The following is a 22,090-nucleotide window of genomic DNA, read 5'->3' as shown; positions in this document are numbered from 1 at the left end:
CGGTCTGGTCTTGGTTGGCGTGGGGTGGGTATGTTCCCGAAGGTACTGGCTGCCCCGGGTTGCCTCGGGCACCGGTCAGCTTGCAGCTGATTTTGGTGTGCGGCCAAAGATGCTGGCAAAGTCCGTCTTGCCGGGTTTGGGGCGCTGAAGTTGCAGTCGGTCGCGAATGGCATCGAGATGGCGCGACATTTCGGCTGCTGCAATATCCGGATCGCCGCTTGTCAGTGCTTTTAGAAGATCGTCATGTTCGGTATGTGAGCAATCGACAGGTTGCGGACTTTCATACATGGCAATGATCAGCGATGTGCGCAGGATCAGGCGTTCCAGAAATTCTTCGATCACCAGATTGCCGGTCAGGCGGGCCAGAAGCAGATGAAACTCGCCCGACAGGATGATGGCAGCACGATGATCGCCGCGATGATGGGCATCATGTTCCCGGTCCAGATGGCTTTTGATCTGGGCGGCACGCGCGTCCGTCATGGAAACCGCAACCTTGCGGGCAACGCCGTCTTCGATCATGCGGCGGGCTGAAAAGACTTCGATGGCCTCGTCGATGGTCGGTTCGGCAACAAAAGCCCCGCGATTGGGCACAAGGTTGATCAGCTTGTCATGGGCAAGTTGCAGGAATGTGGCGCGGATGCGTGCGCGGCTGACGCCAAAGGTCTTGGCCAGGTCTTCTTCGACCAGTTTCATGCCCGGTTCAAGACGGCGATCAAGGATCGCGTCGAGCATTTCCTGATAGATCATTTCCTCCGGGCGCAGCTTGCCACTGCCTTTATAGCTGCCGGTTTCTTCGGCCTTGGCCATCTTGACGATGCTTTCCGTCGTTTATGTTTTCGCGCGATATATTCTTTCTACAAAATTGTTGACGATTTGGACAATAAAAAATCACCCCATCGAATGAATGCTATGCGCAGAAATTGCATTTAAATTGACCACGTAAACCATAATGCGCAAAAAATGCACAATACGTGAGCATAAAACAAGCAGCATTCCCGCCATGTTGGACGGGATAGGCCGGGCGTCCCGCACAAAACCGCCAATAAAAACAAGTGGCACGCATTTTGCCTGCAATCGACAACAGGATTGTTAACAATTTTGCATGCAGTGACGGGTGAGCGGATGAAGGGCAACGGAGCCATCGAACTAATTGCTGTCAGTAAGTTTTATGGCAGCACGCAGGCGGTCAAGTCCATTGACCTGCAAATTCCCGCAGGGGCGTATTGCTGTTTGATTGGCCCGTCGGGCTGTGGCAAGTCGACGACATTGCGCATGATCGCCGGCCACGAAGTGATCAGCGAAGGCGATCTTCTGATCGGGGATCGCAATGTGACCGAATTGCCGCCGGTCAAGCGTGGCACGGCGATGATGTTCCAGAATTACGCGCTTTTCCCGCATATGACCTGTGCGGAAAATGTCGCCTTTGGCCTGAAAATGCAGGGCGTGTCGCCAGCCGATCGCAAGGAACGGGCGATGGAAATGCTGACGCGGGTGCAGATGGCCCAGTTTGCCGATCGCAAACCCGATCAGCTTTCCGGTGGCCAGCAGCAACGCATTGCCCTGGCCCGTTCATTGATTACCGAACCATCCGTTCTGTTGCTTGACGAGCCGCTTTCAGCACTTGATCCGTTTTTGCGTGCACGCATGCGCGACGAGCTGCGTCGTTTGCAGCAGGAACTCGGCATTACCTTTGTCCATGTGACCCACGCCCAGGACGAGGCCCTGGCACTTTCGGACATGGTGGTGGTGATGGAAGACGGCATCATCCGTCAAAAAGGCACACCGCAGGAAATCTTCAACCAGCCAAAATCGCGCTTCATCGCCAATTTCATGGGCGGTCAGAACATTTTCAAAGGAACGGTTTCGGAGTCCGGTCCAGCGGGCACGTTGCTTGCGCGGGGGCCGGACAGCTTTTTCCTGCCGGGCTTTGCGGATGGCAAGGCGGGCGAGGAACTGGAATTCACCATTCGGACCGATCTGATCGGTCTGGATGAAACGGCCCCGCAAGAGGCCCAAAACGGGCAAATCCCTGTCGAGATTACCACGGTCGAATATCTCGGCCTGTGGGTAAGGATCGTCGCGACCACAAGCGACGGCAAGGAAATAACCCTGATGAAGACCGAAAGCGAATTTCGGCAGGCGCCAGTAAGGCGGCAGGACAAATACATCGCCTATTGGAAGCCCGAACATGCCCATGTTCTGGCGTGAATAACCAACCAAACCAAAACAATCTATCAGGAGTGCTTCACATGACGATCGAGACCAAGAAGTCAAAGAATTTGCTGAGCGATGCCGGTGTATCGCGCCGCGGTTTTGTCAAAGGGGCGGCTGCCGTAACCGGTGCCGCGATTGGTTCTGGTGCCATCACCGGGTTCCCGACCATCTGGGCGCAGAACATCAAGAATGTGACGCTGCGACAGTTCGGTACCGGTGTTTCGAACATCAATGCAGTTGCTGACAAGGTCAAAGAAGATCTTGGCTTTACCCTTCAGATGACGGCCCTTGATTCCGATGCGGTTGCCCAGCGCGCCGTGACCCAGCCGAACTCGTTCGATATTGCCGATATCGAATACTGGATCTGTAAGAAAGTCTTCCCGGCTGGCACCATGCAGCCGATGGATACGACCAAGCTTAAGAATTATCAGTATATTTCCAAGCTGTTCATCGATGGCAAACTGACGCCTGATTCCGAAATTGCTCAGGGCACCGCACCGCATACAGTCGGCTTTGTTGAAGGTGCGGACAGCACCACATTTGCATCGGCACCGACCCAGTGGATGACCCTGATCCCGACCATTTATAACGCCGATACCCTTGGTATCCGCCCCGACCTGATCAGCCGTCCGATCACCAGCTGGGCCGATCTGCTTGATCCTGAATTCAAGGGCAAGGCATCGATCCTGAACATCCCGTCGATCGGCATCATGGATGCGGCGATGGTTTGTGAAGCCATGGGCGAAGTCACCTATGGCGACAAGGGCAACATGACCCAGGAAGAAATCGACAAGACCATCGCGGTGATGATTGATGCCAAAAAAGCCGGCCAGTTCCGTGCCTTCTGGAAGAGCTTCGATGAGTCGGTCAACCTGATGGCATCGGGCGAAGTTGTCATTCAGTCCATGTGGTCACCGGCGGTTGCAGCCGTTCGTTCCAAGGGCATCGCATGCACCTATCAGCCGCTCAAGGAAGGCTATCGTGCATGGGGTGGCGGTATCGGCCTTGCCAAGCATCTTTCGGGTCTCGAGCTTGAAGCGGCTTATGAATATATCGACTGGTACCTGTCGGGCTGGGTTGGTGCGTATCTTAACCGTCAGGGTTACTACAGTGCGGCACCGGAAACCGCGAAGAAGTTCATGTCCGAAGACGAATGGGGCTTCTGGATGGAAGGCAAGGAAGCCCAGGGCGATATCCTTAGCCCGGATGGCAAGGTCATGGAAAAAGCCGGTGCTGTTCGCGATGGCGGTTCCTACGAAGAGCGCATGGGCTCGGTCGCGTGCTGGAACTCTGTCATGGACGAGAACAAGCACATGGTCCGCAAGTGGAACGAATTCATCGCGGCCTAAGCGTGGGTTCAAAGATTTTGATCGGGCGCGGTTTTGGCCGCGCTCGGCACCCCGGTTTAATAATTTCAGTTGTCCGGTTGATCCGTGTGTGCGGCAGTTTTTGCGCCAGACAGCAATGTCAAAGCATCGCGGCCAGAGCTTTTAGGGACAGATAATGGCTTTTGATACGTCCAAACGATCGTCCTATTTTCTGATCACGCCGATGGCGGCGATCTTTGCGGTCTTTCTTGTCATACCGCTTCTGACCATCGTGATTGTCAGTTTCTGGGACTATGACGAATACCGGATCCTGCCCGATTTTATTTTGGAAAATTACAGCTATTTGCTCGGGTCATCGGTGACCTGGAAAATTTATCTCAATACGTTGAAATATGCAGCATTGACCTGGGTCTTTACCTTGTCGATCGGCTTTACGGTTGCCTATTTCCTGGCGTTCCATGTGCGCAGTCTGACCTGGCAGATCGTGCTTTTCATGCTGTGTACGATCCCGTTCTGGACGTCAAATATCATCCGGATGATTTCGTGGATTCCATTCCTTGGTCGCAACGGTCTTTTGAATTCGGCACTGATCAATCTGGGAATTGTCGATCAACCGCTTGAGTTCCTTCTGTTTTCCGATTTCGCAGTCGTGCTGGCAGATGTGCATCTCTATACGCTTTTCATGGTGGTGCCGATTTTCAACTCCATGATGCGGATTGATCGTTCCCTGATTGAGGCGGCGCGCGATGCCGGGGCCAGCGGGTTCGAAACCCTGAAATCGGTCATTGTGCCGCTGTCAAAGCCGGGCATTGCCATTGGTTCGATCTTTGTCATCACCGTGGTGATGGGGGATTTCATCACGGTGCGTTTGATGAGTGGCGGGCAAAGTGCGTCGGTCGGTTTGCAGATTTCAAACGAGATCGGGCTTTTGCAATACCCGGCCGCGGCGGCAAGTGCGGTGGTGCTTCTGATCACGGTGTTGCTGATTGTGACCGGGCTTTTGCGCCTTGTTGATATCCGGAAGGAGCTGTGATCATGGCAATCACGCGTGAACGGCGCTCGACAAGCTTTTATATCCTTGCGGCCTTTTTCACCCTGTTCGTTCTGTTCCTGTACGGGCCGATGCTGACCATCTTTATCCTGTCATTCCAGGGGGAAAATGGGGGGCTGACCTTTCCGATGAACGGGTTTTCGTTCCACTGGTTTGGCAATCTGTTTGAACAGCAGGCCGTGGGTGATTTTGGCGGATCATTTACCCGGTCACTGAAGCTTGGCCTGATTGTCATGGTCGTGACTGTGGTGGTTTCGTTCATGGCCGGTCTGGCATTCCGCAAGCGCTTCCGTGGCGACAGTGTGATTTTCTATCTGGCGATTGCCAGTCTGATTGTGCCGTCGATCCTGATTTCACTGGGGATCGGGTTGCTGTTCAATATCATCGAATGGCAGCCGCAATGGTTCACATCCGCCCTTGGTGCGCATCTGACATGGACCTTCCCGTTTGGTCTTTTGATCATGTTTGCGGTCTTTAACCGGTTTGATCCGTCTTACGAGGAAGCCGCGCGCGATTTGGGGGCGAGCAACTGGCAGACGATCCAGTATGTGGTTCTGCCAATGGTGGGGCCGAGCCTGATCGGGGTTGCGATGTTTTCCTTTACCCTGTCTTACGATGAATTTGCCCGTACCCTGATGACGGCCGGGGCGCTTAATACCTTGCCGCTTGAGATTTATGGCATGACCACCAATGTCACGACGCCGGTTCTTTATGCGCTTGGTACAGTAACCACCGGTTTCTCGTTCCTGGTGATCGGAATTGCCTTGGGATCGGTCATGATCCTTCGGCGTCGCAAGGGGCAAAAAGCATGAGCCGGATTGCTGTCATCAATCCCAACCTGTCGACGGGATTCACCAAAAAGGTCGGTGATCAGGCAAAACGGATTGTGGCGGACGGTACCGCCGTGCTTGCCCTTAATCCGCAATTTGGTCCGGACAGCATCGAAGGCTATTACGACGAGGCCTTTGCCAGTGTCGGGTTGCTGTCAGTTATTCGTGATCTTGAAGCGGCGCCCGAACAGCTTGCCGATCCGGTTGGCGGTTATGTGGTGGCGTGTTTTGATGATACGGGGGTTGATGCGGCACGCTGTTTGACCGCGGCCCCGGTGATGGGATTGTGCGAAGCAGCCCTTCGCATGGCAGCGGTTGTTGCGTCGCGCTTTGCAATTGTGACACCGATGCCGGTTTCGGTGCGTCCGCTTGAACATCTGGTGTCGAAATACGGGGCTTCATCGCAATGCGTGGTGCGTGCCGCAGGTGTGCGGACCCTTGATTTCGAAGGTGAAAATGCCGCCATGGCCTATGGCGCGTTAAAGAAACAGGCCGAGATTTGCCTTGCCAATGACCATGCCGAAGCAATTGTTCTGGGCTGTGCGGGTATGACCGATATTGCGCAGCGTCTTCAGGCGGAACTTGGCGTGCCGGTGATTGACGGGGTCAGTGCGGCGGTCAAAATGATCGAAGCCTTGGCAATGCTGGGCATTCGCACCAGCAAGGCCGGGGCCTATGCCGCGCCGCCATCAAAGGCCTATCACGGCGTGTTTGCGGGGTTTGCGCCGCAAGGCTGATTGGGTGTTTCCGCCTGCCATAATCAACAAAGGCCCGCATAGTGACGGGCCTTTTTTATGTTTGCTTAAAGCCGATATTTTGCCGGTCAGCTTTGTTTCAGGGCCTGCTCGACCTGTGCGAGGTGGCGGCGCATGGCTTCTTCGGCGCGTTTGGGGTCGCGCTGTTCAATGGCATTGACGATGTCGCGGTGCTGGGCGCTCAGATCATTGATCAGACTGTCGGAATGGCTGCTTTCGCGCATGCGGGCCCAGGCAGCGTCACGGCGAACGGCGTTTACGGCTTCGAATACGGCAAGAAACAGGGTGTTCTTGACCGATTCGGCCAGTTTCTGATGAAAGGCCGCATCCCATTTTTCATATTCGCCCTGGGTGGTGGCGCGTGCGGCATTTTCGACCATGGTCCGCATGGCATCAATGTCGCCCTGGGATGCGCGCAGGGCCGCAAACCGTGCCATGGACGGTTCGATTTCCTGACGGACTTCCATGATTTCAAACGGGCTTGTTTTGGTGGCGATGCCTTCAAGCTTGCGCAGGCGCGGTGTCGGGGGCGTGCCGACAAAAGTTCCCTGACCCTGGCGGCGCCATATCAGGCCTTCTGCTTCAAGCAGATCAAGTGCCTTGCGCAATGCCCTGCGTCCGACATCAAGCTGTTCGGCAAGGTTGCGTTCGGCAATGACACGGCCGTCTTTGACAAATTCGCCGCGGGCAAATCCGGATTTGAGCTTTTCAGCCAATCCGTGGGTCACAAGGTCATTCATGGTCTTTGTTCTTTATTATGGCGTTCCCTGTATCCGAACCAATCTGCACCGGTTTTTTGTGGTGCCATCTCCCAGAAGACTGGTTCGGATCGCAAGTCTTTGTTTCTGATATCAGTTAATCAGATCATAGAACATTCGCAATGATGTGATGGCCAGAAACAGGCCGAAACACATGCGCAATGCACGTCGCGGTATGGTGTGGGCAATGCGTGCCCCGATCGGTGCGCACAGAACCGTCATCGGGATCAAAAGGGCTGCCGCCAGAACGTTGACATAGCCAATCGAAAATGGCGGACGACCGTCAACACCGATCCCCGACATCGCATAGCCGATGGTCCCGGGAAGGGCGATGATCAGGCCGATCGCAGCCGCCGTTCCGACCGCACGGCGAATGTCATATCCCAGGAAATTGAGTACCGGAACACAGATGGTTCCCCCGCCAATTCCCATCATTGCCGACAGGCTTCCGGCCAGGACGCCCAGAACCGCCCAGACCGATTTCGGCGGGTTTTTGGCTTCGTCCGTTTCGCGGTCCTTGACCAGCATCATGTTCGCCGCAACCAGAATTGCCACCACGGCAAAGACGATGGTCAGGACGCGACCATCGGCAAGGCCGCCAATCGCGGTGCCGATAATCACCCCGACGACAATTGCCGGACCCCAGTGTTTGAGAAGGGCAATATCGACCGAACCTTTTTTATAGTGGCTGCGAGTCGACGAGATCGCGGTTGCAATGATTGTCGTGAGCGAGGTGGCCACAGCGACCTGCATGCGCAACGATTCATCAACGCCCATGGTGGTCAGAAAATGGTAGAGCACCGGGACAATCACGATCCCGCCACCCACGCCCAGCAGGCCAGCCATAATGCCGCCGACAACGCCGGCAAACAGCATTGCAGCGGCCCAGATCAGATAAAGGCTCATGGTGCCTTCGATTTCAATCATCTTGAACCAATCCAAACCAATTTTTACGGTTATATGTTATTGGTAGTAACGCCAGTCCTATCCATTTGGCAATGATTTTGCGCCTGAAATCCATAATTATGGCGAAAAATACGTAGTTTCGCGTTTTTAGGGTTGCGGATGGCAAGTTACGATGACAACAATATGTCGACAAAATGAACGAACCAAAAAATAATTGGTTTTAATTGATCCAGTAGATTTATCAGGAGGCATTGACATGTTCCGCAAGATTGCTGTTGCCGCTGGTCTGATGGCGGCTGCCATTGCAGGACCTGCACAGGCGCAGGACTATCCCGAAAAACCGATTGAATTCATCGTTCCCTGGGGTCCGGGTGGCGGCAGTGACACGCTGATGCGTCTGGTCGCACAGGGTCTTGCCGAAGAAACCGGTCAGGCTGTTCCGGTCATCAACATGCCGGGCGTTGGCGGCAATGTTGGTCTGGCAGAATTCGCAAAGCGTCCGGCTGACGGCTACACCATCTCGCAGATCCACGAAGGCCTGCTGATTTCCAATGGTACGGGCATCACCGACCTGAACTGGGACAGCTTCATGCCGATCGCGCTGGTGACGTCGTCGCCGCAATATCTGACCTTCTCGAAGAACGAGAACTTCTCGACCTTTGAAGAAATGGTTGCCTTTGCCAAGGATCATCCGGGTGCGGTTCGCGCCGGTGTTACCCTTGCAGGTGTTCCGCACCTTCATATGGCGATGATTGAAGACGCATTTGGTATCCAGTTCTCCTATGTCGGTTACGAAGGTACCGGTCAGCGTATCCGTGCGCTGGTTGGCGGCAATATCGACGTTGCGATTGGTGATGTTTCCTCGGCTGGTCAGTTTGTTGAAAACGGCGATCTGATCTTTGCTGCTGTCGGCATGCCGGAACGTACCGCCGATGAGCCTGATGTTCGTACCTTTGCCGAACTTGGTCATGATCTTGATCTGGCTGTGACCCGCGGTGTTGTTCTGCCCAAAGGCACCCCGCAGGATGTTGCAGATGCGCTTGAAGCACATCTGGAAAAAGTCATGCAGAACGAAGACGTTCGCGCAAAAATCAAGAATGTCGGTTCCGAGCCGGTCTTCCTTGGCCAGGATGCCTACAAGGCATATCTCGGCAAGCTGTCTGACACGGTTAACCGTCTGGTCGGCAAGCTCGCAGGATGACGAACGGGGCTGAGAAATCAGCAGCAGCGGGTGCATCGGCACCCGCTGCTTCTCGTGCAAGAACAGAATTTGCGCGGCTGGTTTCCTATATCGTTTTCGGAACTGGTTCGGTTTATTTGTCCCTGCGGGCAGGTGAATTGCCGACCTCGCGCTGGGAACCGCTGGGTGCCGGGTCTTTCCCGCAGCTGGTCTTTGGCGTTCTTGCAGGTCTGTGCCTGATTGCAGCCATCCGGGCGATTATTGATATCCGCAAGGCCGGTCAGCTTGACGCGCTTGGCGAAGCGTTGTGCAGCTGGGTCAAGGTCCGCCGGATATCCTTTGCGCTGTTTGGCTTGCTGGTTGTCTATCTTGGCGCATTGCCCTTTGCCGGCTTTTCGCTGGCGACCTTTGTTTTTCTGCTGATCAGCCAGCTTATGATCGCAGGCATTTCGAAAAAGACCGTCATACAGTCCGTGATCGCCGCCCTGATTTTCTCGGTTGGCTTGAATCTGCTGTTTGCCGAAGTCTTTAACGTGTTTCTCCCGCGCGGCATGCTGTTCGCGGGCTAAAAGAAGTTTACGATCATGTTGGATGCATTTCTTGCCGGTGCCCATCAGGTTTTCGCATTCGATACCCTGATTTACATGCTGATCGGTTCCGTTGCCGGGATCGTTGCAGCGGCCATTCCCGGTTTTACTGTGACCATGGCCATCATTCTGACCTTGCCGCTGACCTTTACCATGGAACCGCTTCAGGGGGTTTCGGTGATGTTGTCGGTTTATGTCGGTGGTTATACCGGCGGTCTGATCAGTGCCGCGTTGCTTGGTATTCCCGGAACGCCAAGTTCGGTAGCCACCACTTTTGATGCCTTTCCGATGGCGCGCGGGGGCGAGCCCGGACGTGCATTGTCGCTTGGTGTCTGGGCGTCGTTCTTTGGCACGGTGATTTCCACAATCATTCTGATTGTTGCAGCCCCGCCACTTGCGCTGATTGCGGTCAAGCTTGGCCCATGGGAATATTTTTCGCTGATCGTGTTTGCGCTGACGATTGTTGCAAGTCTGGTCGGCAATTCATTGATGCGTGGCCTGATTGCCGGTGTGATCGGTCTTGGTCTGGCAACGATCGGCCCGGACCCGATGATGGGCCGCCCGCGTCTGACCTTTGAGTCTGATATTCTGATGCCGGGCTTGCCGTTCCTGATTGTCTTGATCGGCATTTTTGCCATCAGTCAGCTGATGGGCGAAGTCGAGGACCATGGGAAGAATGACAACAAGGGTGCGCTGATCCCTGATGTGATTGAATTCAAGACCTGGGCTGTGATGCGCGAAGTTCTGATGCATCCGGTCAATCTGGTGCGCTCATCGCTGATCGGTGTGTTTATTGGCGCACTGCCCGGTGCGGGCGGGTCGATTGCCAACCTTTTGGCCTATGACCAGGCCAAGCGCAGCTCCAAAACCCCGGAAGAATTCGGCAAGGGCACGCCAAATGGTGTGATCGCGTCCGAAGCCGGGAACTCTGCCACGGCCGGTGGTGGTTTGATCCCGATGATCGCGCTGGGTATTCCGGGGTCGGCGGTTGATGCGATCCTGATGGCGGCCCTTATGGTGCATGGCATTTCGGTTGGTCCGCGTCTGATCATGGATCATGCCGATCTGGCCTATGGCATGTTCGTTGCCATGGTTGTTGCATCATTGATGATGCTGGTGGTTTGTGTTCTGTCGATGCGCCTGTTCCTGCGGGTGACCGACATTCCCAAACAGTTCATTGTACCGACCGTGATGATCTGTTGTGTGATCGGTGCCTTTGCACTCAATAACCGGGTAACCGATCTTTATCTGCTTGGTGCGATCGGGCTTGTCGGATACGGGCTGAAATCGCTCGATTATCCGTTGGCGCCGCTGGTTCTGGGTGTGATCCTTGGGCCGATTGCCGAAACCAACCTGCGCCGTGCATTGATGAGTGACGGGGACTGGACGGTATTCTTTACCCGTCCGATTTCGGCTGTATTGCTGGCGGCTGCTGTTCTGTCTGTTATCTTCAGCGTCCGTTCGGTTCTCAAGATGCGCCGAAAAGACCGTCCTGCCACCGATGAACAAGATGGCGACTAGGCCACTGCTTTGAGGAGACTCCTATGAAACTTCGTCATGACGCGCTTTATGCCTCACGCCGGTCACCGGTTCTGGCGCGCAACATGGTTTCCACATCCCAGCCATTGGCCGCACAGGCAGGCCTGCGCATGTTGCTGGCAGGTGGCAATGCCGCCGATGCGGCCTTGGCGTCGGCCATCGCCCTTACCGTGGTTGAGCCGACCGGTAACGGACTTGGTTCGGATGCCTATGCCATCATCTGGGATGGCAAGGAACTGCACGGGCTGAATGCATCGGGTCGCGCACCGGCGGCCTGGAACCCCGAACGATTTGCCGGCGCAGACAAGATGCCTCAGCGTGGTTGGGAATCGGTAACCACCCCGGGTGCGGTTTCCGCATGGCAGGAAATTTCCACCAAATTTGGCAAATTGCCGTTCGAAAAGCTGTTTGAACCGGCCATCGAATATGCATCGCGCGGATTTGCGGTGTCGCCGATCATTGCCACCCTTTGGGAAAAGGGTGGGGAATTGCTGGGCAAGCAGCCGGGCTTTGCCGAGGCGTTTCTTCCGAATGGCAAGGCCCCCAAGGCGGGCGAGCTGTTTGTAAACAAGGCCGCTGCCGACAGCCTGATCGACATTGCCGAAACCAAAGGTGAAAGTTTCTATCGCGGCAAGCTTGCCACGAAGATCGCAGCTTTTGCCAAGGAACATGGCGCTGCCCTGTCCGAGGATGATCTTGGCAATCACAAGGCCGATTGGGTCGGCACGATTTCACAAAGCTTCGGCAAAGTGAAACTGCATGAAATCCCGCCAAATGGTCAGGGGATTTCAGCCCTGATCGCGCTGGGCATTCTGCGTCATACCAATATCACCGATTATCAGCCTGATTCGGCCGAGGCCCTGCATCTTGAGATCGAGGCCATGAAACTGGCCTTTGCCGATATGCGGGCCTATGTCGCCGATCTTGATTACATGACCGATGTTACGGTGGAACATCTTTTGTCGGATGATTATCTGAAATCCCGTGCGGCATTGATCGATGCCAACAAGGCACAGGATTTCAAGGCCGGTGCGCCAAAGCATGGCGGGACGGTTTATGTGACCGCGGCCGACGAAAACGGCATGATGGTGTCGTTCATCCAGTCGAACTATATGGGCTTCGGGTCCGGTGTCGTGGTGCCGGGAACTTCGATCAGCCTGCAAAACCGTGGTCACGGTTTCAGCCTGAAAGACGGTCATCCCAACCTTGTCAAAGGTGGAAAACGTCCGTTCCAGACCATCATTCCGGCATTCCTGATGAGCGATACCGGAAACCCGATCATGAGCTTTGGCGTGATGGGCGGCCCGATGCAGGCCCAGGGACATCTGCAAATGACCCTGCGTACCCAGCTTTGGGGCCAGGATCCGCAAACTGCGGTCGATGCACCGCGCTGGCAGGCACTGTCGGGACTTGATGTTGCGGTTGAAGCATCGCTTGGTCATGAGGTTATCGATGCGCTCAAGGCCAAGGGCCATGCCATCAAGGTCGAAACGCCAGATGGCACCAATTTCGGTTTTGGTGGTGCCCAGCTGATTGCCAAGACCGAGGCCGGATATGTCGCCGGTTCCGATCCACGCAAGGACGGATGTGCCGTCGGCTATTGATGAAAGAACAGATTTTCGGATCGGCATTCGCAGTCATCTGAAAGCAGGGTCGGCCCAGTAATGGGCCGGCCTTTTTCTTTGCGCATGGCCGGGACGACTCAACATACAGGGCCCCTTGGGATTTCCGGCATCTGTCAAGATGGAAAGTGCCGCATTTCAGGGGGATAGCCCATGCAAAAATGACGCTTCGTACAGGCCATCGACAGGTATAAAGCGATCAGTTATGGCAGGGGGCCTTGTCAGGTTTTGCGGATTCTTTCCCTGATGGCGACATATTCCTGCCCTGTTTTTTGTGCACAAGCACACTGAACAAATCGAAAAAATCCAATGGTTGGTAGCGTATAGAGGCATGACGCATCATTTTCCGCGGCGCACGGCGCTGGTTTTAAAGCATGTCCTTCTGGTTGCAATCGCGACCGGAACAGTCGTGTTTGGCACCCCGTTACTGGCACAAGCACAGTCAAACGACCCGGCAGCGGCACAGCCCGCCAATACGGATGTTGCGCCCGCGCCCGCATCAGAGGCACAGGTCAAACCCGTTGCGCCGGTGGCAACCCCCGACGCGCAGCCTGCGACCGACAATGACGCAACCGCGGCATCCGAACAGACATCCGAAGAACAGGTCGACAATGCCGATCAGGCAGACAGCCAGAAACCGGCAGTCAGCGCACCGGTCATGTTTGATCCGGCCATGGTGATTGAACGGGCACGTGCACTTGCGAATGCGCCGTTTGAAAACCCGCATCGTGAATTGCCCGATGCACTGGCCAATCTGAGCTCGGATGCGTATGACCAGATCCGCTTCAAGTCGCAGCGCGCCTTCTTCAATCCGGATAATTCGGACTTCTCGCTTGAGCTGTTTCACCCGGGCAACATGTATGATGTGCCGGTCGCCATCAATCTGGTGCGCGACGGTGAAATCCAGGTCATTCCGTTTTCTGCCGGTCTTTTTGATTTCGGCAAGACCGGACTTTCGGGCAATGATTTCTCGACCCAGGGCTATGCCGGGTTCCGGTTGCGCTATCCGTTGTCGAATGTCGGCAGCAGCGATGAGCTGACCCGCTTCCTCGGTGCGTCCTATTTCCGTCTTCAGGGCGAAGGACAATCGATTGGCCAGATGGCGCGTGGACTTGCCATTGACCTTGCCGGCCCGACTGGCGAAGAAATCCCGGTATTTCGTGAATTCTGGATTGTCGAGCCGAAAAAGGGCGATCAGACGATTACGGTCTATGGCCTGCTTGACAGTGCGAGGGTAACCGGTGCCTTCCGGTTTGAAATCAATCCGGGCACGCGCAGTCAGGCCGATGTCAAAGCCAATCTGTTTTTCCGTGATGGTGTCGAAAAGATCGGTATCGCGCCGCTGAACGGCATGTTCCTGTTTGGTGAACAGCGTCGCCGGTCCTTTGACGATTATCGCGGCGAAGTTCATTCCAGTGACGGGCTTCTGATCAATAATGGACGTGGCGAATGGTTGTGGCGGCCGCTTGATAACCCGGTTCACCTACAGATGAGCTCGTTTCTGGATGAAAATCCGATCGGCTTCGGGCTTTTGCAGCGGGATCGCAATTTCGATCATTACCAGGATCTTGAACGCCGGTTTGATCGCCAGCCCGGTTACTGGGTCACCCCCAAAGGCAATTGGGGCAAGGGCCATGTCGAACTGGTGGAAATTCCAAGCCCGTCTGAAACCAATGACAATATCGTTGCCTATTGGGTGCCGGAAACCAAACCGGTGGCCGGTGGCGAGATGGAAATTGAATACAGCATCACAGCGACCCGTGATGGCGGCGGTTTGCACGATCTGGCCCAGGCGACCGATACGCGGATCATGCGCATCGCATCCCAGGGCGATGATGATGCCGGCCGTACCCGGTTCGTCTTGAATTTTGCCGGTGGTGATCTGGACTATTTCATTGGCGATGCCAAAAACATGCGGGCAGATGTCAGCGCGTCCGAAGGCAAGATTGAAAACATCCGTGTGATGCCGGATTCGGAAAACGGCGGTGTGCGCGTGTTCTTTGATCTGGTCAATGATGGCGAGGCGCGTTCAAGCAACCTTCGGGTATTTCTTCTTCACAAGGACAGGGTCCTTAGTGAAACCTGGACCATGCCGTGGGTTTTTTGATCCCGGATTTTCCGGACCGTGCCGTTCACACAGATGCGACATTCAGGTAGATGCAGATGAGTCAGAAGTCTGACCATAGAAACGAAAACATTTCAGAGACCCAGTATGACCCGACGGTCCAGTTACGTGGCCCCGGTGTTGGTCAGCGGCGTCTGTTTTTGTTCGGAGCGTCGATTGCTGCCACGGCCTATGCCGCATGGCTGATGACAGATGTTCTGGGTGCCGATCAACTGACCATCATGGAAATGGTGGTGGTGGCATTCTTTACCATCAACTTTGCCTGGATTTCACTTTCGTTCTTTACCGGGATTGTCGGGTTGATCCTGCGCGGGCTCAAGCTTGATGCCATCACGTTAAAGCGCCTGAAACCGATCGTGCGCAAGGGACCGCTGCGTTCCAAAAACGTTGTCGTGATTCCGGTTTATAACGAAGACCCCAACCGGGTCTTTGCCGGTTTGCGTGCAAGCTATGAAAGTCTTGCCAAAACCGGCGAGCTTGAAGCCTTTGACTTTTTTGTTCTGTCTGATACCCGCGATCCCGATATCTGGATCGCCGAGGAACTGGCATGGGCAAAGGCCTGTACGGATTTGAATGCGCGCGGGAAAATCTTTTTCCGCCGTCGTCCGGAAAACACCGAACGCAAATCGGGCAACCTCAAGGAATTCTGCGAAACCTATGCGGCCAATTACGATCACATGATCGTTTTCGATGCCGATAGTGTGATGTCGGGCGAGGCCATGGTGAATATGGCCTATCTGATGGAAAACAATCCGGATGCCGGTATTATCCAGAGCCCGCCGCAACCGACCGGTCGCCAGACCCTGTTTGCCCGAATCTTGCAGTTCATTTCGCGTGTGCATGGTCCGACCATGTCGGCGGGTTTGTCATTCTGGTGCATGGGCAGTTCGAACTATTGGGGCCATAACGCGATCATTCGCACCAAGGCATTCATTGAATGTTGCGGGCTTCCGGTTCTGTCGGGCAAACCGCCGATGGGTGGCCATATCCTGAGCCATGATTTCGTCGAGGCCGCCTTCATGCGCAAGGCAGGCTGGCGGTGCTGGCTGATCCCACAGCTGGAAGGCAGCTGGGAAGAATTGCCGCCCAACCTGATCGATTTTGCCATCCGTGACCGTCGATGGTGCCAGGGCAATATGCAGCATGCGCGCCTGATGGTTGCACCCGGTTTCAAACCGCTTAGTCGTTTGCACTTCTTTATGGGGGTGATGAGTTTTGTCTCATCGCCGCTTTGGCTGTTGCTGTTGCTGAGTTCGACCATTGCGACGCTGCAAAACACACAGCTGACATACAGCTTCTTTCCGGGGCATTTCACCATGTTTCCGCAATGGCCGGTGGACCGGTCGTTCGAGATGCTGGTGTTGCTGATCTTTACCATCGGGATGCTGGTTTTGCCGAAAATCATCTCGATCCTGATGGTGTGTCTGGGCCGTGACCGCAAGAAGTATGGCGGGGTCATGGTTCTGTTCAGTGGCTTGTTCGAAACGATCTATTCGGCCTTGCAGGCCCCGATCATGATGATGCTGCATTCCCAGTTCGTGTTTTCGGTTTTGACCGGCAATCAGGTTGGCTGGGATGCGCAGGAACGTGACGATGCCGGTGTGCCGTTCAAGGCAGCGCTTAAAACCCATCGGACGATCATTGTCATCGGTCTGGTCTGGGGGGCGGTTGCCGTCTTTGTCGATACGGCGTTCTTCTGGTGGCTGTCACCGATTCTGGCTGGACTGGTTCTGTCGCCGTGGCTGACCCATTATTCGAGCAGTCTTGCAATCGGCAAGGCCGCACGCCGGATGAAGCTTTTCCTGACGCCGGAAGAATATGACAGCCCCGATGAACTGCGCGGTTTGGCGCGGATCAGCGCCGAGCTGGTCGACGGGGACGTCAAGGATGGCCTGATGCGCCTGATCGAGGACCCGTATGCCAATGCCCTGCATTCAGCATTGCTTCCGGTCCGCAAACCCGATGCGCGGACCACGATCGAGATCGGCATCATCTATGAAAAGCTTGCCCGGCTGGGCATCGAAAGTCTGACACGTGATGAAAAAATCCTGATCCTGTCCTGGCCGGTCAAACCGCTTGACCAGATCATGGCGGGCCGGGATGTCAACGGGTCCTGATTTTCAAAAGCGCTTTGTCTAACCAATTGTTTTAAAAGAATCTTGTGCGCCACAAAAACGCCCAGATTCGAGCAAATTATCCCGCGTTTTTTCAGCGATGCTTATCCTTAACGAAGCGTTAATCGCCGATGATCGTTTACTGCCCGGAGGGCCAAACACATGACTGATATGACCGTTGCATCACAGGGTTTTTCCTATGCCGCATTTGAGTCGGCCGCAATGACCCGTCTGATCGAAGACACAGCACGCGCCTGGCTTCGGTCATTTGGAATCATGTCCGATGCACAGGCCAATCAGCGTCTGATCAATGCCCTGCGCGATGCGCTGGCCGCAGACAGTGTTGCAAGTCATGACCGGGCAAGCATGCAGGATATCCTCGATCAGGCCGCACATGACGCGATTGCCGGATGGCTTGCCCGTGTGACCGGTCAGCAGGATTGCTATGGATCGGCGTCATTTTCCATGTTGCGCTGCGCTTTCCTGTCGGCAAACCGTGACGGCATCTGGTCGAGCCGGTTCCTTGATCAGGATGGTGATCATCGTGATCTTGCCATGGCACTTTCGGTTCAGATGATGCTGCCGACACCCAGCCTTAAGGCCTGTGAGATGCCGCGCCAGACACTGGAAAAACGGGCACTCGAACGCCGGGCATCGTAACCCGGTAAATCCTTCGCCCACGCTTTTTCATCTTTACCCTCAACGTTAATGCGTTTTGCGAAGGTAGACACCGCCAGCAATTTGGCGGTGTCTTTATGTGTAACGGCCAAAGATTTTCAAAAAAAGAACCCGCCCCAAAAGGGCGGGTTTAGTTCAGCGGGCGAGAGAGCCCGATTTTCCGTGTGGGGTTTCCACGCTCGTCAAATCAGGCCCCTACCAGACGCCGGGACACACACTTCCCCGACGCCAAATCTTCAGGCTGCTTTGTGAAAGCGGCCCAGTTTTTCAAGAAGCCCTGCAACCGCGGGATCGTTCTTTCCGTTGCGATCAAGCTCAAGGAAGAAATCCGGATAGGGCGGTTTGCCCGGTGTCAGGTTGTAGGGTTCGAAATCGGTAATTCCGATGGCTTCAAGCACGGATTCATCGGTAAAGAAGCCGCCGGTCACTTCGCGTGCGGGCGCGGTCAGGATGGCGTGTGCGGCATCGGCCAGAATTTGCGGGGTGCGCGCGCGGCCCTGTTCCAGACCGGGGATCATATTAAGGGCGGCAGTTTCAATCACGGTGACCGGCCAAAGCGAATTGACGGCCACCCCGTCATCAGCAAATTCGGCCGCCAGACCAAGGGTCACCAGGCTCATGCCGTATTTCGAAATGGTATAGGCCGTGTGATTGGCAAACCATTGTGGTGACAGGTTGGGCGGTGGCGACATGGTCAGGATATGCGGGTTATCCGACTTCAAAAGATGCGGCAGGCAGGCCTGTGCGCAGGCAAAAGTCGCCCGTGTATTGACCTGATGCATCAGATCAAACCGCTTCATGGGTGTTTGCAAGGTCGGGGTCAGATTGATCGCGCTGGCATTGTTGATCAGGATATCGATGCCACCGAATGTTGCGACCGTTTTGGCAACAGCGTCGGCAATCTGTTCTTCGTCGCGAATGTCGGTCTTAAGGGCCAGGGCCTTGCCACCCGCTTCCTCGATCTCGGCAGCAGCCGAATGGATCGTGCCGGGAAGTTTGGGGTGAGGTTCATCGGTTTTGGCGATGATCGCGACATTGGCACCGTCGCGGGCTGCGCGAAGGGCAATTTCCTTGCCGATACCGCGAGATGCACCGGTGATGAACAGTGTTTTGCCTTTAAGACTAGTCATCGTTTATTTCCCTGGGTTCTTTTTATGATTTGCCAAAGCGCGGATTGCGTTTTTCAACAAAGGCGGTAACGCCTTCGCGGAAATCGGCACTGACGGCGCACTCGGCAAATGATTTGGCTTCGGCTGTCAGTTGTTCTGTCAGGGTTGCCTGTGGGGCGGCATTCAGAAGCGCCTTGGTACGTGCAATGGCACCGCGCGGACCGGATGCCAGACGGGCTGCATAATTCGCCGTCGCCGATGCCAGTTGATCGGCGGGCACAACCTTGTTGATCAGGCCGCAATCATGGGCTTCGTCCGCGCCGAAACGATCACCGAACAGGGCAATTTCCTTGGCCTTTTTCATGCCGACCAACCGGGTAAGCGAATGGGTCGAACCGCCATCGGGCGAGGTGCCGATATGGATATAGGCCAGGGTGAAAACGGTTTCTTCCGCAGCGATGGCAAGATCGCAGGCATTCATCAGGCTGACGCCAAACCCGGCAACCGCACCTTCAAGCTTGGCAATCACCGGACAGGGAAGGGCAGTCAGGCGGATAACAATGTCATGCACGCGGCTGATCATGGCATCAATCACCGAACGGGTTTCCTCGGCAGATGATTGCGTCATCTGATAGAAGAATTTGACATCGCCGCCTGCCATGAAAGTGCCACCCGATCCTTCAAGGATCACAGCACCGATTTGGCTGCTTTGAGCTTCGATCTTGTCAAGCGCATCGGAGAAACCGGCGATCATTGCGTGATCAAGTGCATTCATCCGGTCTGGCCGGTTTAGCGTGATCGTCGCGATGTCATCGGTGATGTTCAGCAATACGGCGTCGGTCGATGTCATGTGATTTCCTCCCGCGGGGTTGCCGCTTTTTTTGTTCCGGCTATCGTGGATTGGGCCGGTATTAAATCGCAAGCCGGGCTTCTATTGCGCTTTCCATATCGGGCCAGCCCGATAGCCAGTCGGGCATGACAGGCGAATTCTGGTCCGCCCCGACCAGACGACAGACTTCTTGCGGGGTGACGATACCTTCCGGACCGACAAACACGGCCTTGACCACGCCAAGCGCCAGGGTTTTGCCATCAGAAACAAAGCGTTGTTCAAGATAAAAACCCTTGTCATCCCAATAGAGTGCCTGGGTTTCGAGGGCGAATTTCTGGAACGGCTTGATCGCGCGCTTGAACCGCATTGTTGATCCCGACACCACCGGTTGCCATTTGCGTTTCAACATCTGTTTGGCGATGCCATTGCGGACAATAAGTTCGGTCCGGCCCAGATCCATAAGCGCGAAATAGCGCGAATTGGTCATATGGACATTGATATCAAGATCCAGTGGCCATGCCCGGAAATGCAGGCAGGATGGATCAAGCGGATGCAGGCGGGGCCGCAACAGCGACAGGATCACCACACGGATCAGCCGGAAAATCAGGTTCACGACATGTCTCCGTTTTCTGATGTGGTCTGACGATTTATGCGGCCCGCAGCCATGATCAGAACAGCTCCTCGTCGAGTGCCATCATGGTCGAAGACCCTGACATCATCTGACTGAACAGGGCACCTGATTGCGGCAGGATACGTTCCATATAGAACTTCGCCGTGATCAGTTTGGCCTTATAGAAGCCGTCCGGGTCATCATCCTGTTTTGCCAATGCGACTTCGGCCATCCGGGCCCACATGAAGCCAACTGCCACCAGACCGAACAGACGCAGGAATTCGGTTGCGGCGGCCCCGGCTTCGTTCGGGTTTTTCATGCCGCGCTGTGCCAGTTCACCCGTAGCCTGTTGCAGGCGCATGAACGCCTTTGCCAGCGGCTGGACATAGTCGCCAAGACCGTCCTTGGAGACATTGGCTTCGATATATTCCTGAACCGGGTGGAAGAAACGGCGAAGATAACGGCCGGCCTTTGTCGGCATTTTACGACCGACAAGGTCAAGCGCCTGAATACCGTTTGTACCTTCGTAAATCTGGGCGATACGGGCGTCACGGACATATTGCTCCATGCCCCATTCGCGGATGTAACCGTGACCGCCAAAGACCTGCACACCAAGGTTGGTATTGTCAAAGCCCCAGTCGGTGAACAGTGCCTTGACGATCGGTGTCATCAGCTGAACGAATTCGTCGGCTTCTTCGCGTTTGACCGGGTCTTCATGATGTTTGGCGGTATCAAGGGCACGGGCAACCCACATGCCCATCGCACGGCAGCCTTCATTGGTGGCCTTCGCGGTCAGGAGCATACGGCGCACATCGGGATGCACGATGATGGAATCGGCGGCCTTGTCGGGCGATTTTGCACCGGTCAGAGCACGGCCCTGAAGGCGGTCCTTGGCATAGGCACGCGCGCCCTGATAGGCGGCTTCGCCAAGACCAAGTCCCTGAATGCCGACTGACAGACGTTCCTGGTTCATCATGGTGAACATGGCGGGCATGCCCTGATGGGGTTCACCGACCAGATAGCCAATTGCGCCATCAAAGTTCATGACACAGGTGGCAGATGCCTTGATGCCCATCTTGTGTTCGATGGAGCCGCATTTTACCGCATTTCGATCCCCAAGCGATCCGTCATCATTGACCATGAATTTCGGAACAAGGAAAAGCGAGATGCCCTTGGTGCCCTTTGGGGCATCGGGTAATTTTGCCAGGACCAGATGGATGATGTTTTCCGTCAGGTCATGTTCACCTGCGGAGATGAAAATCTTGGTTCCCGTGATGGCATAGGACCCGTCATCGAGCGGTTCGGCCTTGGACTTGATGATGCCAAGATCGGTACCGCAATGGGGTTCGGTCAGACACATCGTCCCGGACCAAGTGCCTTCGACCATTTTCGGAAGGTATTTGTCCTTAAGTTCGTCGGACGCATGGGCATGCATGGCGGCATAGGCACCAAACGAAAGACCCGGATACATCCCGAATGACAGGTTGGTCGAACAAATCATTTCCTCGACCAAGGCATTGATCGATTTCGGTGCGCCTTGACCACCATAGGCCGGGTCACAGGCAATGCCGGTCCAGCCGCCTTCGGCAAAGGTCTGATAGGCTTCCTTGAAACCCTTGGGGGTGGTGACAACGCCGTCATCCCAGGTACAGCCTTCCTCGTCGCCCGACCGGTTGATCGGGAACAGGATTTCTTCACAGACCTTGGCGGCTTCTTCGAGAACGGCGTCAACGACGTCGGGGGTGAAATCCTCGCAACCGGGCAACTGATTGATATCGTTGTAATCAAACAGTTCGGTCAGGACGAAGCGCATGTCGCGCAGGGGTGCTTTATATTCAGCCATTTTACTTTTCCT

The 22,090-nt window shown here is 55.2% G+C and carries 19 protein-coding genes; 12 read left to right on the top strand and 7 right to left on the bottom strand.

All coding sequences use genetic code 11. The features are described from left to right. Positions 1–75: 75 nt before the first annotated feature. A complete protein-coding gene (locus tag CU041_RS09005) occupies positions 76–807 on the bottom strand; it encodes a GntR family transcriptional regulator (RefSeq protein WP_101246578.1) in 732 nt (243 codons plus the stop codon). Between the two features lie 315 nt (positions 808–1,122). Here CU041_RS09005 and CU041_RS09000 point away from each other — a divergent pair, with 315 nt between their 5' ends. From CU041_RS09000 to CU041_RS08980, 5 genes are all read left to right on the top strand, one after another. Further along, entirely contained in the window at positions 1,123–2,208 is a 1,086-nt protein-coding gene (locus CU041_RS09000) for an ABC transporter ATP-binding protein (RefSeq protein ID WP_101246577.1), read from the top strand. A gap of 41 nt (positions 2,209–2,249) precedes the next feature. After that, positions 2,250–3,563: an ABC transporter substrate-binding protein gene (locus tag CU041_RS08995; RefSeq protein ID WP_101246576.1), complete on the top strand. Its 1,314-nt coding sequence runs from the start codon at positions 2,250–2,252 to the stop codon at positions 3,561–3,563. A gap of 154 nt (positions 3,564–3,717) precedes the next feature. Further along, complete coding sequence (locus CU041_RS08990; RefSeq protein ID WP_101246575.1) at positions 3,718–4,575, top strand: ABC transporter permease; 858 nt, start codon at positions 3,718–3,720, stop codon at positions 4,573–4,575. A gap of 2 nt (positions 4,576–4,577) precedes the next feature. Beyond that, the gene (locus CU041_RS08985; RefSeq protein ID WP_212733786.1) at positions 4,578–5,405 is read left to right on the top strand and encodes an ABC transporter permease; all 828 of its coding nucleotides are present in this window, start codon (positions 4,578–4,580) and stop codon (positions 5,403–5,405) included. Beyond that, on the top strand, positions 5,402–6,160 hold the full coding sequence (locus CU041_RS08980; RefSeq protein ID WP_101246574.1) for an aspartate/glutamate racemase family protein: 759 nt from the start codon (positions 5,402–5,404) through the stop codon (positions 6,158–6,160). The genes CU041_RS08985 and CU041_RS08980 overlap by 4 nt, the downstream gene beginning before the upstream one ends. Positions 6,161–6,246: 86 nt before the next feature. Here CU041_RS08980 and CU041_RS08975 read toward each other — a convergent pair whose 3' ends face one another. Both CU041_RS08975 and CU041_RS08970 read right to left on the bottom strand, forming a co-directional pair. Continuing rightward, positions 6,247–6,918: a FadR/GntR family transcriptional regulator gene (locus tag CU041_RS08975; protein WP_101246573.1), complete on the bottom strand. Its 672-nt coding sequence runs from the start codon at positions 6,916–6,918 to the stop codon at positions 6,247–6,249. A 111-nt stretch (positions 6,919–7,029) separates the two neighbouring features. Next, entirely contained in the window at positions 7,030–7,863 is an 834-nt protein-coding gene (locus CU041_RS08970) for a sulfite exporter TauE/SafE family protein (RefSeq protein ID WP_101247005.1), read from the bottom strand. A 235-nt stretch (positions 7,864–8,098) separates the two neighbouring features. Here CU041_RS08970 and CU041_RS08965 point away from each other — a divergent pair, with 235 nt between their 5' ends. The 7 genes from CU041_RS08965 (at position 8,099) to CU041_RS08935 (ending at position 17,669) form a co-directional block, all read left to right on the top strand. Beyond that, complete coding sequence (locus tag CU041_RS08965) at positions 8,099–9,043, top strand: tripartite tricarboxylate transporter substrate binding protein (protein WP_101246572.1); 945 nt, start codon at positions 8,099–8,101, stop codon at positions 9,041–9,043. Next, positions 9,040–9,591: a tripartite tricarboxylate transporter TctB family protein gene (locus tag CU041_RS08960; RefSeq protein WP_101246571.1), complete on the top strand. Its 552-nt coding sequence runs from the start codon at positions 9,040–9,042 to the stop codon at positions 9,589–9,591. Before CU041_RS08965 ends, CU041_RS08960 begins: the two co-directional genes overlap by 4 nt. 15 nt (positions 9,592–9,606) lie before the next feature. Continuing rightward, on the top strand, positions 9,607–11,130 hold the full coding sequence (locus tag CU041_RS08955; RefSeq protein WP_101246570.1) for a tripartite tricarboxylate transporter permease: 1,524 nt from the start codon (positions 9,607–9,609) through the stop codon (positions 11,128–11,130). Positions 11,131–11,153: 23 nt separating this feature from the next. After that, entirely contained in the window at positions 11,154–12,752 is a 1,599-nt protein-coding gene (locus CU041_RS08950) for a gamma-glutamyltransferase family protein (RefSeq protein WP_101246569.1), read from the top strand. A gap of 349 nt (positions 12,753–13,101) precedes the next feature. Next, complete coding sequence (locus CU041_RS08945; RefSeq protein ID WP_101246568.1) at positions 13,102–14,877, top strand: glucan biosynthesis protein; 1,776 nt, start codon at positions 13,102–13,104, stop codon at positions 14,875–14,877. A 56-nt stretch (positions 14,878–14,933) separates the two neighbouring features. After that, the gene (gene mdoH / locus CU041_RS08940) at positions 14,934–17,012 is read left to right on the top strand and encodes a glucans biosynthesis glucosyltransferase MdoH (protein WP_233433055.1); all 2,079 of its coding nucleotides are present in this window, start codon (positions 14,934–14,936) and stop codon (positions 17,010–17,012) included. Between the two features lie 159 nt (positions 17,013–17,171). Beyond that, entirely contained in the window at positions 17,172–17,669 is a 498-nt protein-coding gene (locus tag CU041_RS08935) for a hypothetical protein (protein ID WP_101246567.1), read from the top strand. A 254-nt stretch (positions 17,670–17,923) separates the two neighbouring features. Here the strand turns inward: CU041_RS08935 and CU041_RS08930 are convergent, their stop codons facing one another. The 4 genes from CU041_RS08930 to CU041_RS08915 all read right to left on the bottom strand — a co-directional run bounded on the left by CU041_RS08930 (position 17,924) and on the right by CU041_RS08915 (position 22,078). Further along, a complete protein-coding gene (locus CU041_RS08930) occupies positions 17,924–18,817 on the bottom strand; it encodes an SDR family oxidoreductase (RefSeq protein WP_101246566.1) in 894 nt (297 codons plus the stop codon). Between the two features lie 22 nt (positions 18,818–18,839). Then, positions 18,840–19,646, bottom strand: coding sequence for an enoyl-CoA hydratase/isomerase family protein (locus tag CU041_RS08925; RefSeq protein WP_101246565.1), 807 nt, complete (start codon positions 19,644–19,646; stop codon positions 18,840–18,842). A gap of 61 nt (positions 19,647–19,707) precedes the next feature. Beyond that, positions 19,708–20,238 carry a thioesterase family protein gene (locus tag CU041_RS08920; protein WP_101246564.1) on the bottom strand — a complete coding sequence of 177 codons (531 nt, stop codon included), beginning with the start codon at positions 20,236–20,238 and terminating at the stop codon, positions 19,708–19,710. 55 nt (positions 20,239–20,293) lie between these two features. Then, positions 20,294–22,078, bottom strand: a complete 1,785-nt coding sequence (locus CU041_RS08915; RefSeq protein WP_101246563.1) for an acyl-CoA dehydrogenase C-terminal domain-containing protein — start codon at positions 22,076–22,078, stop codon at positions 20,294–20,296. Between the last annotated feature and the right edge of the window lie 12 nt (positions 22,079–22,090).

Source organism: Thalassospira povalilytica (genome assembly GCF_002844235.1).
In the GTDB taxonomy this organism is placed as follows: domain Bacteria; phylum Pseudomonadota; class Alphaproteobacteria; order Rhodospirillales; family Thalassospiraceae; genus Thalassospira; species Thalassospira povalilytica.
This window is presented reverse-complemented; position numbering and strand designations above follow the sequence as displayed.